This window comes from Agrobacterium larrymoorei, from assembly GCF_037722385.1.
GTDB classification, from domain to species: Bacteria; Pseudomonadota; Alphaproteobacteria; order Rhizobiales; family Rhizobiaceae; genus Agrobacterium; species Agrobacterium larrymoorei_C.
Map to the genome: position 1 here is coordinate 375,269 of NZ_JBBKAQ010000006.1, position 13,141 is coordinate 388,409.

General features: G+C 57.6%; 12 protein-coding genes. 3 read left to right on the forward strand and 9 right to left on the reverse strand.

Annotated elements, in window-relative coordinates:
* Window positions 1-32 precede the first annotated feature (32 nt).
* Window positions 33-1,565, reverse strand: coding sequence for a YifB family Mg chelatase-like AAA ATPase (locus tag WKI41_RS11395; RefSeq protein ID WP_340193599.1), 1,533 nt, complete (start codon window positions 1,563-1,565; stop codon window positions 33-35).
* A 534-nt stretch (window positions 1,566-2,099) separates the two neighbouring features.
* On the opposite strand from WKI41_RS11395, the gene WKI41_RS11400 reads away from it, so the two are divergent.
* Window positions 2,100-3,134, forward strand: a complete 1,035-nt coding sequence (locus WKI41_RS11400) for an aspartate-semialdehyde dehydrogenase (protein WP_340193600.1) — start codon at window positions 2,100-2,102, stop codon at window positions 3,132-3,134.
* Between the two features lie 266 nt (window positions 3,135-3,400).
* Window positions 3,401-4,216: a lytic murein transglycosylase gene (locus WKI41_RS11405; protein ID WP_340193602.1), complete on the forward strand. Its 816-nt coding sequence runs from the start codon at window positions 3,401-3,403 to the stop codon at window positions 4,214-4,216.
* A gap of 159 nt (window positions 4,217-4,375) precedes the next feature.
* Here WKI41_RS11405 and WKI41_RS11410 read toward each other — a convergent pair whose 3' ends face one another.
* The 3 genes from WKI41_RS11410 to WKI41_RS11420 form a co-directional block, all read right to left on the reverse strand.
* Window positions 4,376-5,017, reverse strand: coding sequence for a carbonic anhydrase (locus WKI41_RS11410; protein ID WP_340193603.1), 642 nt, complete (start codon window positions 5,015-5,017; stop codon window positions 4,376-4,378).
* A 66-nt stretch (window positions 5,018-5,083) separates the two neighbouring features.
* Complete coding sequence (gene pdxY / locus WKI41_RS11415; protein WP_340193604.1) at window positions 5,084-5,959, reverse strand: pyridoxal kinase PdxY; 876 nt, start codon at window positions 5,957-5,959, stop codon at window positions 5,084-5,086.
* Between the two features lie 239 nt (window positions 5,960-6,198).
* A complete protein-coding gene (locus WKI41_RS11420; RefSeq protein ID WP_340193606.1) occupies window positions 6,199-7,389 on the reverse strand; it encodes a hypothetical protein in 1,191 nt (396 codons plus the stop codon).
* Between the two features lie 223 nt (window positions 7,390-7,612).
* Here WKI41_RS11420 and parC point away from each other — a divergent pair, with 223 nt between their 5' ends.
* The gene (gene parC / locus WKI41_RS11425) at window positions 7,613-9,868 is read left to right on the forward strand and encodes a DNA topoisomerase IV subunit A (protein ID WP_340193607.1); all 2,256 of its coding nucleotides are present in this window, start codon (window positions 7,613-7,615) and stop codon (window positions 9,866-9,868) included.
* A 42-nt stretch (window positions 9,869-9,910) separates the two neighbouring features.
* On the opposite strand, the gene WKI41_RS11430 is transcribed toward parC, so the two are convergent.
* From WKI41_RS11430 to hemB, 5 genes are all read right to left on the reverse strand, one after another.
* Complete coding sequence (locus WKI41_RS11430; protein ID WP_340193608.1) at window positions 9,911-10,309, reverse strand: type II toxin-antitoxin system death-on-curing family toxin; 399 nt, start codon at window positions 10,307-10,309, stop codon at window positions 9,911-9,913.
* Window positions 10,306-10,527, reverse strand: coding sequence for an AbrB/MazE/SpoVT family DNA-binding domain-containing protein (locus tag WKI41_RS11435; protein ID WP_340193609.1), 222 nt, complete (start codon window positions 10,525-10,527; stop codon window positions 10,306-10,308). Before WKI41_RS11435 ends, WKI41_RS11430 begins: the two co-directional genes overlap by 4 nt.
* Window positions 10,528-10,587: 60 nt before the next feature.
* Window positions 10,588-11,346, reverse strand: a complete 759-nt coding sequence (locus WKI41_RS11440; protein ID WP_340193610.1) for an arginyltransferase — start codon at window positions 11,344-11,346, stop codon at window positions 10,588-10,590.
* Window positions 11,347-11,480: 134 nt separating this feature from the next.
* Window positions 11,481-11,939: an RDD family protein gene (locus tag WKI41_RS11445; RefSeq protein WP_340193611.1), complete on the reverse strand. Its 459-nt coding sequence runs from the start codon at window positions 11,937-11,939 to the stop codon at window positions 11,481-11,483.
* Window positions 11,940-12,004: 65 nt separating this feature from the next.
* Window positions 12,005-13,018 (reverse strand): porphobilinogen synthase, encoded by a 1,014-nt coding sequence (gene hemB / locus WKI41_RS11450; protein ID WP_340193612.1) that lies wholly within the window; start codon window positions 13,016-13,018, stop codon window positions 12,005-12,007.
* Window positions 13,019-13,141: the final 123 nt, after the last annotated feature.

Consider the following 13,141-nt stretch of genomic DNA (forward strand, 5'->3'; position numbering starts at 1 on the left):
AGCCGAAGCAGCTGCGCGGACTGGTCAACCGCTCACGCCGCCGCCGAAAGCCTCTCACCCGCGATGCGATACGAGATGGCTTCGGCCAGGTGCAATCGCCCGACAACGGGTTTGTCGTCCAGGTCGGCGAGTGTTCGCGCGACCTTGAGGATTCGGTGGTAGCCTCTGGCGGAGAATTTCAGCTTTTCGGCGGCGTCGCGCAGTAGTTGAAGGCCAGCGGCGTCCGGTTCTGCACATTTTTCGATGAGGGCTGTGGTGCAGCGCGCATTAGTGCGGATGCCCTGGAAGCCTGCGGCTGCGAAGCGTTCCTCCTGCATCTGGCGGGCGCGGGCCACGCGGCGAGCGACGTCACCGCTGGCTTCTGCTGCCATTGGACGGATCAGGTCGGCAGCGGAAACGGCAGGGACTTCGATCCGGATATCGATACGGTCCATCAGTGGGCCGGAAATACGTGCCTGGTAATCGGAAACACATCTTGGGCCGCGCGCACAGGTGAAGCCAGGCTCACCGGCCATGCCGCACTTGCAGGGGTTCATGGCTGCTACCAACTGGATCTCGGCGGGATAGCTGACGCGGTGGTTGGCGCGGGCGATGATACATTCGCCGGTTTCGAGCGGTTGGCGCAGTGCATCCAGCACCTGCGGCGAAAATTCTGGAAACTCGTCGAGAAACAGCACACCGTGGTGGGCGAGCGAGGCCTCGCCCGGCTTGGCGCGTAACCCTCCGCCAACAAGGGCTGCCATCGTCGCCGAGTGGTGCGGTGCTCTGAATGGGCGCCGATCGGAGAGTTTGCCGCCGGAAAGTTGGCCTGCGATCGAATGCACCATCGACACTTCGAGCAGCTCCGAAGCCGAAAGCGGCGGCAAGATGGAGGGCAGGCGGGACGCCAGCATTGATTTGCCGGAGCCGGGAGGGCCGACCATCAGGAGATTATGACCACCAGCCGCCGCAACTTCAAGCGCGCGTTTGGCGCTCTCTTGCCCTTTGATGTCTGCCAAGTCCGGCAGATTATCGGGATTTGCGCGAATGGCGGGAATTGGTCTTGAGAGAAGCTGTGTGCCGCGAAAATGGTTGGCGATGGCGATCAGGCTGCGCGGAGCGAGGATGTCGATATCGGCACCTGCCCAAGCGGCTTCAGGACCGCTATCTGCAGGGCAGATCAGCCCCTTGTCTTGCGCGTTGGCGGCAATCGCGGCTGGGAGAGCACCTGCAACCGCACCGATCGTACCGTCCAGATTAAGTTCTCCCAACACGACGAAGCGGTTGAGCGCCTCTGCCGGAATGGCGCCAAGTGCCGCCATGAGGCCGAGCGCGATTGGGAGATCGAAGTGCGAGCCTTCCTTGGGAAGATCGGCAGGAGCGAGATTGACCGTAACCCGCTTGGCGGGCATGGCGAGCCCAGATGCGTGAAGTGCCGCCTGGACACGTTCGCGGCTTTCGGCCACGGCCTTGTCCGGCAGGCCGACGATCTGCATCCCGACCTTGCCGGGTGCCACCATGACCTGAACTTCGACGGGGACACCCTCGATACCCTGAAACGCAATTGTATTGACGCGCGCTACCATGAATGGCCCCCACAGCCGTAATCGCCGTCCGCACGGCTCAACCCTATCGCGCAGATAACTTGGCATGGGAAAGAGAATAAAACAAGAACATGAGAATCAGATTCAACGTTCCTCCATCTGCCAGCGTTCAAAATCCTTAAAGGCCACGGCTGGTGACCTGTATGACAACTAGACCGATGATCTTGCGCGCGCTGCGCCGGGCGCCTACTTGTCGGCAAAAACCGGAGAGACGTGCCGGGCGGCGGCTATGTTTGCGCTTGACAGAAAAGCCAAACCTCCTAATAGCTTGCCACGAAAAGGAGCGCACTGTTCATGGGGCATGTCCAGTACATGAGTGTCATGCAAAGCCCGGCGGGTTCAGCCGGCGATCTTGCGCGCCTTTCTTATTCCATCCGAATTACGGCCAAAACGACGATTAAAACCGTCTGACGTCTCTGGCCCGCCGCTCTCTCCCCGGTTTGGCCGGGGAAAGGAAGCCGCAGTTTCGCGGCTCCCCCTCACCAAAAAGAGGAGAGGCAGAAAGAGAGCTTGATCATGGGTTTCAAAGTTGCAATCGCAGGCGCCACCGGCAATGTCGGGCGCGAAATGCTGAACATCCTGGCGGAACGTGGTTTCCCGGCAGATGAAATCGTTCCTCTGGCGTCTGCACGCAGCCAGGGAACGGAAGTGTCTTACGGCGACCGCACGCTGAAGGTTTCCAATCTCGAGAATTACGACTTTTCCGATACTGATATCTGCCTGATGTCGGCTGGCGGCGATGTGTCGAAGAAGTGGTCTCCGAAGATCGGTGCGCAGGGTTGTGTCGTTATCGATAACTCGTCTGCATGGCGTTACGATCAGGACGTTCCGCTGATCGTCCCGGAAGTTAACGCAGATGCGGTTGAAGGCTTCAAGAAGAAGAACATCATTGCCAACCCGAATTGCTCCACAGCGCAGCTCGTCGTCGCGCTGAAGCCGCTGCACGATGCTGCCAAGATCAAGCGCGTTGTCGTCTCCACCTACCAGTCCGTTTCCGGTGCAGGCAAGGAAGGCATGGACGAACTGTTCACGCAGACCCGTGCGGTCTTCGTTGCCGATCCGGTCGAAGCCAAGAAGTTCACAAAGCGCATCGCCTTCAACGTCATTCCGCATATCGATGTCTTCATGGAAGACGGTTATACCAAGGAAGAGTGGAAGGTTCTGGCAGAAACCAAGAAGATGCTGGACCCAAAGATCAAGGTAACGTGCACGGCTGTGCGCGTTCCGGTCTTCATCGGCCACTCGGAATCGGTCAATATCGAGTTCGAAAACGAAATCACCGCCGATCAGGCGCGTGACATTCTGCGTGAAGCCCCCGGCTGCCTCGTCATCGACAAGCACGAAAACGGCGGTTACGTCACACCGCTCGAGTGCGCAGGCGAAGATGCGACCTATATTTCTCGTATCCGCGAGGACGCAACAGTCGAAAACGGTCTCAACATTTGGGTCGTTTCCGACAACTTGCGTAAGGGTGCCGCACTCAACGCCGTTCAGATTGCCGAGTTGCTAATCAACCGTGGTCTTATAAAGCCACGCAAAGCCGCTGCGTGATACGGTTTTTTAACAACTATTAACTATAACCCGTCCGTTACTTTCGAGAATGGACGGGTTTTCAATTTTCGTGCCTATCACAGCCAGTTCATTTGCTGGTTATGAAGACGCCCGGCAATTTGTGACCTTCAATTCTCGCTACTGGAACGAGTTCGGCATTTGAGCCCCCATCTGCGGCGATCTCAGGGATCAAAAGTCATAATCGGACCATTAGAACGGCGAACATGGCGAGGGACTGTCCCTCACTTTATCAAAGGCAGATACGGATGCGGGCAATAACGGCTTTTTCCCTTGGTGCGACGGTAGTTGCGATGTTGGCGGCGACGCCGCTGCAGGCTGCGCAGTGCGGCAATACCTCGGCTGGTTTCGGCAACTGGGTGCAATCCTTCAAGCAGGAGGCAGCTGGCCGCGGCGTCAGCCCGGCAGTGCTGGATCGCGCTTTCGCAAACGTTACCTACAATCAGGCAACGATCCGCGCCGACCGGGGCCAGCACAGCTTCAAGCTCTCCTTCGATCAGTTCATGCAAAAGCGCGGTGGCCAGGCCATCATTTCGCGTGGCAAGGCGATGAAGAAGAGCAACGCGGCGCTGTTTGCCAATATCGAGCGCGCCTATGGTGTTCCGGCTGGTCCGCTTCTGGCGATCTGGGGCATGGAAACCGGTTTCGGCGGTTTCATGGGCAACCAGCACACGCTGTCTGCCGTTGCGACGTTGTCCTACGATTGCCGCCGCTCCGACTACTTCACCGAGCAGCTTTACGCAGCCTTGAAGCTTGTCGGCAACGGTTCGCTCAACGTCAACGCCAAGGGCGCAGCACATGGCGAAATCGGCCAGACGCAGTTCCTGCCATTGAACGTCGTGCGCTACGGTGTTGATTTCGACCGCAATGGCCGCATCGATCTCGTCGGCTCGCGTGCCGACGCACTGGCTTCGACCGCAAACTTCCTTGCTGGCCATGGCTGGCAGCGTGGCGCTGGCTATCAGCCGGGCCAGCCAAGCTTCGCAGCGATCCAGGGCTGGAACGCGGCCACGGTCTATCAGCAGGCAATTGCCTACATCGGCAAGGAAATCGACGGGCAATAAGTGCCGTCGCTGCTCTTTGTCGAACAGCTAATGAGACATGATTTTCGGTTTAAGCGCCTTGTGTCCTTTCAGACGCACGGCGCTTAAGCTTGTTTGAATCGACACATCGTGCTTACCGAACATCGACTCCGGTTTTCTAGCCGTTGCTAGAGTCGGGGATCACACTTCCGGGCGACGGAAATCGCCGGTCTTGCTGTCCATCACCCACAATTCGCCCGTCGAAATATCGAACCAAGCGCCATGCAGCTTCACCTTGCCTGCGGTCTCCTGCGCCTTGACAAAGGGGAAGCCCCGGAGATTGTGGATGGAATTGCGGATGGAGACGCGCTCAAGCGCGGTCTGACGCTCGCCAGAGGTCATCACATCATTGCTCTGAATCTGTTCGGCGGCGGATTTGACGAGGTTCATCCATTTGCCGATAAAATCGCCAGGCGAAAGCGACTCGAAGTTTGGATCGAGTGCGGCCTGAATGCCGCCGCAGCGACCGTGGCCCATGACGACGATGTCTTTTACCTTCAGCACCTGTACGGCGTACTCGATAGCCGCCGAGGTTGCGTGATACTGGCCGTCCGGCTCGAAAGGCGGCACCATGTTCGCCACGTTGCGCACAACGAAGAGCTCTCCCGGTCCGCAGTCGAAAATCGTTTCCGGCGCTGAACGGGAGTCACAACAGGCAATGAACAGTGTCTGCGGTCTCTGCCCGGTGTCGGCGAGAACACGGTACCTGTCGCGCTCGCCGGCATAACGGCCGCTCATGAAATTCTTGTAGCCGTTCAGAAGATAATCTGGAAAATCTTTCATTCGATCTCGCAGTGCCGTTGGTCTCTACCGGACACGCCTTTTCATAAGGCGCATGAAGCTTGCCCGCTATTTGCCCTTGCTGCGGGCAGGATGCAAGAGATGGCGCATCTGAACCATCGCCATGGGTGTGGAAAGGCTCGACGCGTCCGTTTCAAGGGTCAGTTCGTTTGCGCCACGCTTCATGGTGCGGGCGAGAATTTCAAAGACGCTGGCGGTTGCCAATTGCAGCGCCCTTTCGTCATCCACGCCCTGAAGCATACGAGCGAGAAAAACTGCGGCAAGTAGATCGCCTAGTCCGTTCGGCACGTTGTCTATGGCGCGGTGTTCGGCAAGTAGCGCATGGCGACCACTCAGGAAGAGATTGCCGATGCCATTTGCCATCATTGGTACGGCGGACGTAACGAGCATTTTTGGCGGCCCAAGCGCAAGAGCCGCATCCGTGATTTCCGCATTGGTATCGAGCGTGGCACCGCTCATCCACGCCAGCTCATAGCGATTGGGCGTGGAAAGCGTTGCGAGCGGGACGAGCTCGTCGCGGATCGCCTCGGCGGTCTCGATCGGGACATAAAGCCCGCCCTTGTCTCCCATGACCGGATCGCAGACATAGATCAGATCGGGATTGTTCTCTCTCAGCGTCCGGATCAGACGCGCGACCGACCGCACCTGATCGGCGCTGCCGAAATATCCCGTGAGGACTGCTTTGACTTCTCCACGCCATTTCGATGCCGCCAGATCTCCCATCGCCGCGTCAAAGGCCTCGCCATCGAAACGCAACCGTGTGGAAGCTCCCTGGCCTGGGTGCCACGGCATGACGATTGTGGGAACAGCCCAGACGGGAAAACCAAGCGTCTCCAAGCCAAACACAGCCGCTCGATTGCCGACCGAGCCGCGCATCACATGGCTGGAAATGACGATGACGGAGCCGCTGATATTGTCTTGCACGATGTCATTCCATCTTCGAATGACAAAAGAGATGGTTTCTCTTTCGCCTTAAGCAGAGGTCTAGATGTGTTAGGGGTTTTAGAGCGCGCAAGGCGACCGCGCAAGATCAGCGCACCGTTCGGTTGGTTCGAAGTCTGCTGCTTATCGAAGGATGATTTGAAACAGTGATGTCGAGGTTTCGCAGCTACGATATGTCCAAAAAAAGCCCCGGACGGCCGGTCCGGGGCTTCCTGAAGAAACTATTCGTTGGCGGTAACGGTAACGCCAAGAACGCTCGGGATCGTATTTGGCGCACCCATCGCCGCACCCATGATCATTGGGAAGGGAACGGGCTTTGCCGGTGCTGCCGAGATCGTGAAGTTCTTCGGATCGTCGACATAGGTGTTCACGGCGGCAGAAACGGCATTCTGCAGTTCCGGAATGTTCAACTGCGCGACCATCAGTGGCGCCATGCCCTTGATCATCTGCGAGAGCTGTTCGCTCGTGGTGTTCTGCTCCTTGGCGGCGTAATCGATACCCCGCTTGGTGATGCCGGCATCATCGAAGCTGATCTTGGCGTTGTTGAAGGTCAGCTGCTGCATGAGGCCAAGCATGGCAAGACCGAAGGCCTGATCTGCCTGTTCCTTGTTGGGGTTGGCTTCCTGAGCCTTCACGGCATCCTGCATCGACTTGATGAAAGCCATCGTATAGCCGGAGATGCTGAAGCTCATATCAAGCCGGCCAACATTCTCGATGTCGATGGCATATTCATCGACATTGATCGTGCCGGGGGCCACTTCCCAAGAGCCATTGACAGTGAGGTCGCCGCTCAGCGTTTGCAGCTTGAGCGCGTCGATCGCCTCTTTGGACTTCGGATCTTTGACGCCGCTCAGATCGCCCTTGAAGCCCTCAGCGGTCAGATCGAAGCTGACGGTGCCGCCATCTTCGCTCTTCGTCATCGTGGTATTGCTCTCGGCGATCGAAAACGCTTCCTTGCCATCGATCTTGATGGACGCCGGGCCGGTATGGGCTTCGTCGTAGAATAGCAGGGCATCAACGGTGCCCGCTGTCGTATCGCCTGGAACCACTACGCCCGTCATGTAGATGTCGTCGACGGTAACGGCCATCTTGTCCTTGGCGTAGTTGATATTGTCGAAGCTCATCTTCTCGATGGTGTAGCCGCCATTGGCTTCTTCGACACCTTCAAGCTTGACGTCGCCGATGGGCAGTTGCTGCGCGGGATTCGCGCCGTTGCCTAAGACGACGCCCGACAGCGTGACATTGTCGCCATTGGTGGCGATGGACTTTGCAGTGATTGCCGCGCCTTGAACGTGATAGGCCGCATTCATTTTCTTCAGCACATCGGCGCCATCCAAGGCGAAAGCCGGAGACGCAAAAGCCACAAGGGCGGCGCTGGCAAACAGGAAATTCCGTGTGGTTTCAAGTCTCATTCTGTCTCTTCCCTTAAGGTGCGAAAATCCGCAACAAGAATAGGCATCACGCATACAGATTTGCAGCTTCAGCGCGATTGAACGAAGTGGTACTGCGCAACGAATGGCTGAATTGCGGCACAAAAACAAGATTGCATAGAAATATAGGCTTAACGCCTGTCATCCACAGCGCAGAAAGCCTGGTTTTCTTGCCCGAAGCGCCTATTTCCGATAGGCAGGCGCCATGGGAAAAAATCTTGTTCCGCCATCGGGCGGCGATGACGATCATATTCTGCCGGTCGATCTGAAGGCGGCGCTCGAAGAGCGCTATCTGGCCTATGCGCTTTCGACGATCATGCACCGTGCCCTTCCGGATGTCCGTGACGGATTAAAGCCGGTCCATCGACGCATCATTCACGCCATGAGCGAGATGGGCATTCGTCCGAATACCGCCTTCAAAAAGTGCGCTCGTATCGTCGGTGACGTGATCGGTAAGTTCCATCCGCACGGTGACCAGTCGGTCTATGATGCCCTTGTGCGCCTCGCCCAGGATTTTTCGCAGCGCTATCCGATCGTGGATGGCCAGGGCAACTTCGGCAATATCGATGGCGACGGCGCTGCCGCCTATCGTTACACCGAAGCGCGCATGACCGACGTCGCGGCTCTGCTTCTGGAAGGCATCGAGCAGGACGCAGTCGATTTCCGCCCGACCTATAACGAGGAAGACGAAGAACCGGTGGTCATGCCCGGCGCCTTCCCGAACCTTCTGGCCAATGGCTCCTCCGGGATTGCAGTCGGTATGGCGACATCTATCCCGCCGCACAACGCCCATGAAATCTGCGACGCGGCCCTTCACCTGATCAAGCATCCGGATGCGAGCGTCGAAACGCTGCTGGACTTCATTCCCGGTCCGGACCTGCCGACAGGCGGCATCATCATCGAAAGCCGCGAGAATATCCTCGAAGCCTACAAGACCGGTCGCGGCGGTTTTCGCGTTCGCGCCAAATGGGAAACGGAAGATCTCGGTCGTGGCGGTTATCAGATCGTCGTCACTGAAATTCCCTTCCAGGTGCAGAAATCGCGCCTGATCGAAAAGATCGCCGAACTGCTGCTGGCCCGAAAGCTGCCGCTTCTGGAAGACGTGCGCGACGAATCCGCTGAAGACGTTCGTATCGTTCTGGTGCCGAAGAACCGCACCGTGGACGCGACGTTGCTGATGGAATCGCTGTTCCGTCTGTCAGATCTGGAAAGCCGCATCCCGCTGAACATGAACGTCCTGTCGCTTGGCCGCGTGCCGAAGGTCATGGCGCTGAACGAGGTGCTCACCGAGTGGCTGGCACACCGCAAGGAAGTCCTGGTTCGTCGTTCGAAGTTCCGGCTGGCAGCTATCGATCGTCGACTGGAGATCCTAGGCGGCCTGTTGATCGCCTATCTCAATATCGATGAGATCATCCGCATCATCCGCGAAGAGGACGAGCCCAAGCCATTCATGATGGCGCGGTTCGGCCTGACGGACAATCAGGCCGAAGCCATTCTCAACATGCGCCTTCGCTCACTGCGCAAGCTGGAAGAGTTTGAAATCCGCACGGAATTCGACGAACTCAGCAAGGAAAAGGGCGAGATCGAGTCCCTTCTGGCATCCGACGACAAGCAGTGGCAGGCGGTCTCCTGGGAAATCGGCGAGGTCAAGAAGAAGTATGCCAAGGCAACCGAACTCGGCCGCCGCCGTACGCAGTTTGCCGATGCGCCGAATGCCGACGTCGAAGCCATTCAGCAGGCGATGATCGAGAAAGAACCGGTCACGATCGTCATCTCGCAGAAGGGGTGGATCAGGGCGTTGAAGGGCCATATGTCGGATACGTCGAGCCTCACCTTCAAGGAAGGTGACGGGCCGAAGCTGGCCTTCCCGGCGCAGACGACCGACAAGCTGCTGCTCCTCACCACTGGCGGCAAAGCCTATACACTTGGCGCCGACAAGCTCCCCGGCGGACGTGGACATGGCGAGCCGGTGCGTATCATGGTGGATATGGAGAACGATCAGGACATCCTGACCGCCTTCGTCCACGATGCCTCCCGCAAGCTCCTGATCGTTTCGACCGGCGGCAATGGCTTCATCATTCCGGAAACGGAAATGGTCGCCAACACCCGCAAGGGCAAGCAGATCATGAATGTGTCCATGCCGGACGAAGCCAAACTCGTTGTGCCCATCACCGGCGATCACGTTGCCGTCGTCGGCGAAAATCGCAAGATGTTGACCTTCCCACTCTCGCAAGTGCCGGAAATGTCGCGCGGCAAGGGCGTTCGCTTGCAGCGCTACAAGGATGGCGGCGTCTCCGACGTGAAGTGCTTCGCGATCGCGACTGGTCTGTCCTGGGAAGACAGCGCCGGGCGTTCCTTCTCCAAGGTCGGAGACGAGCTGCTTGAATGGATGGGCGATCGCGCCGGTGTCGGTCGCAACGTTCCGAAGGGCTTCCCGCGCAGCGGAAAGTTTGGCGGCTGAAACACGAGCCAAAACCGCCCAGCGGTTTTGGCTCGGCATCATTTATAAGACGCTTGTCAGCGGCAAAACATGATCCTTGAGAAAGCGCGTTATCCCTTCCTCATCGATTTCGCCTGCTGCGACCGCCATTACAAACGCATAGAGCTTTGCGTCGTCTGTCTCGAGCATGAAGCCGTTCTCCATCAAGAAAACGCCGGCTGTCACGCTGGCTATTCTTTTGTTTCCATCAACGAAAGGATGGTTTCTCGCGAGGCCGAACAGGTAGGCCGCCGCAAGTTCGCAGCAGTCGTCGCAGTCATTTGCAGCTTTGTTGACAGGACGGTTGAGTGCGGAATCGAGCAGTGCTTCGTCCCGCAGACCGTGACTTCCGCGGAAATGTTCGATCTGCATTTGATGTAGCTGCTCAACAAGCTTGCCATCCAGAAAAACGAAATCCGTCATTCTGCAAGCTTCTTCAAAGCGACCTTATATTTGTCTATGAAGACTCGGGCGTGATCCAACTGCCGAGTGAACGTCTCATCTGCCGGTCTGATGCGCCATTCGCCTTCTTTTTTTTCAAGGCTAACCGCATCACCTGCCCTCACTCCGAGGCTTTCCAGAACCTCTCTCGGAATGATGATTCCTTCGGAATTTCCAATCTTGCGAACCGTCACATTCATCTCAACCACTCCGTTATAACGTTGTTATAACATAGTGGGGAAGATACGGCAATTACAGGGTCAAACAGTTTCCGGTGTGTACAATTCCCAGCCGCGCGGTGTCAGGTGCTCTTGGGGATGATACCGCGTCTTGTATCCCATCTTGTCTGAGCCATCGACCCAGTAGCCCAAATAGACATGGGGCAGACCAAGCGTGCGCGTGCGGGCAATGTGATCCAAGATCATGAAGGTGCCAAGTGAGCGCTTCTCGAGATCGGGATTGAAGAAGGAATAGACCATCGAGAGACCATCGCTCATCAGGTCTGTCAACGCGACGGCAATCAGTTCTCCGCGCTTGCTGTCGTCAATGCTCGCACCCGGCTCCCGCTTCCGGTATTCGATGATGCGCGTGTTGACATGGGTGTCTTCCACCATCACCGCGTAATCGAGCGCCGACATGTCCGACATGCCACCTGATGTGTGACGGTGGTCAAGGTAGCGTCGGAAGAGCGAGAATTGCTCGGTGGATGGTTCGGCACGATGGACCGTTGCCACGAGATCGTTATTGGTCGCCAAGATGCGCCGCATCGATTTTGTCGGTGTGAAGCCCTCAGCCAGAATCCTGACGGACACACAGGCGCGGCAGTTTTCGCAGGCCGGGCGATAGGCAATGTTTTGAGAGCGACGAAACCCACCCTGGGTCAGCAGGTCGTTCATCTCCGGCGCGCGGGGGCCCACCAGATGCGTAAAAACCTTCCGCTCCAACTGGTTCGGAAGGTATGGGCAAGTAGCGGGTGCGGTGAGATAAAATTGCGGAGAAGGCGTCGTCTGCGTGTTCATCGAACCCAATCGCTCCCTTCGCAAGCCAACCTTCCGTGTCAGAATGACAAAAAGGTGGGAAACGTCAACTCTCGAAGAGACCTGTCAATAAAATTGAAGCCACCGAAGCGGCTTCGCGTTTTCGCACCATGCCTTTAGTGGGTTCTGATCGTTACCGTGCCCAGGAGAAAGTCGTGGACCAGTCTCGAGCGCTCGGTAAACAGACCTGCCAGCAGGATAAGGGGTGTCAGGATCGAGTTGATGATCCAGAAAAGCGCGATATGGGCGGTCGAAATCAGGAAGTCGATCCGACGGCCGTCAAGGCGCGCCATCTGAATGCCGGCCACGCGCATGCCTGGAGTGGCCTGCGCGGCGCTGCCGAGCGTCATGCCAAAATAAAGAATGGCGACGATAAAGAACAGCGCCGGGAACAGCATGAAGCCAAAGCCAAGCGTCAGAATGCCGAGGAAGAACACGATCACGGCTGCCGGAATGCACAGCAGAAGCACCATCAAATAGTCGATGATGAACGCCACGACACGACGGCTTAGCACGCCTTCATAGGCGCGCCAGTCCTCTGTCGGAACGTAGGTCGGGTTCGGGTTAAAGCTCATCGGCGGTTTCTCCTTTTCAAAGGAAGATATGGTGTGGACCGCCGCAAATGCAATGAGCCTCGCCCTCAGCCCTTAGCGAGCTTTTTTGCCACGTCGATGGCAAAGTAGGTCAGGATGCCGTCGCAACCGGCCCGCTTGAAGCAGAGCAGGGTTTCCATCATCACCCGGTCGCCATCGATCCAGCCATTCATCGCCGCCGCCTTGATCTGCGCGTACTCACCGGAGACTTGATACGCAAAGGTTGGAAGGCCGAAGGCATCCTTCAGCCGCCAACAGATGTCGAGATAGGGGAGGCCGGGCTTCACCATCAGCATATCCGCACCTTCTTCAACATCGAGAGCGGCATCGCGCATTGCCTCGGTGCCGTTGGCGGGGCTGATGTAGTAGCTGTTCTTGTCACCCTTCAGAAGACCGCTGGTAGAGATCGCTTCGCGATAGGGGCCGTAGAAACCCGAGGAGAATTTCGTCGCGTAGGCCATGATGCCGACGCCCTGATGGCCCGCCGCATCGAGGCCGCGGCGGATCGCGCCGATCCGCCCATCCATCATTTCGGAAGGCGCGATGATATCCGCGCCCGCATCCGCCTGCATGATGGCAGCTCTTACCACCTGGTCGACCGTTTCGTCGTTGACGATATCGTCGCCGCGCAAGATGCCGTCATGTCCATGGCTGGTGAAGGGATCGAGCGCTACATCGGTGATCACGCCAATATTCGGTACTGCCTTCTTGATCGCTGCTGTTGCCTGGTTGATCAGGTTGTTGGCTTCCAGCACCTGCGATCCCGTCTCGTCTCTGAGTTCCATTTCAATATTGGGGAATGTCGCAATGGCGGGAATGCCGAGTTCGGCCGCTTCCCTGGCCGCTTCAACCAGTTTGTCGACGCTCATACGGTTGACCCCCGGCATCGACGGGATTGGATCGATAATGTTCGTGCCGGGAACGACGAAGACCGGCCAGATCAGATCATCGACGGTCAGTTGGTTCTCGCGCACGAGTCTGCGCGTCCAGTCGGCCTTGCGGATGCGCCGCATGCGGCGGTGGCCGGTGATGTGATCTACCAGATGGGTCTTGTCGGTCATGTCTTTTCCTTCAGAGCCGGCGCGCTGGATAGCGTTCATCGCCCTTACTCTCATATTGTGTTTCCGTCTGAATCTTTGAAGCCGTGCGAGAAGCTAGTTCTCATGGAACGTTGAAGTGTGAGA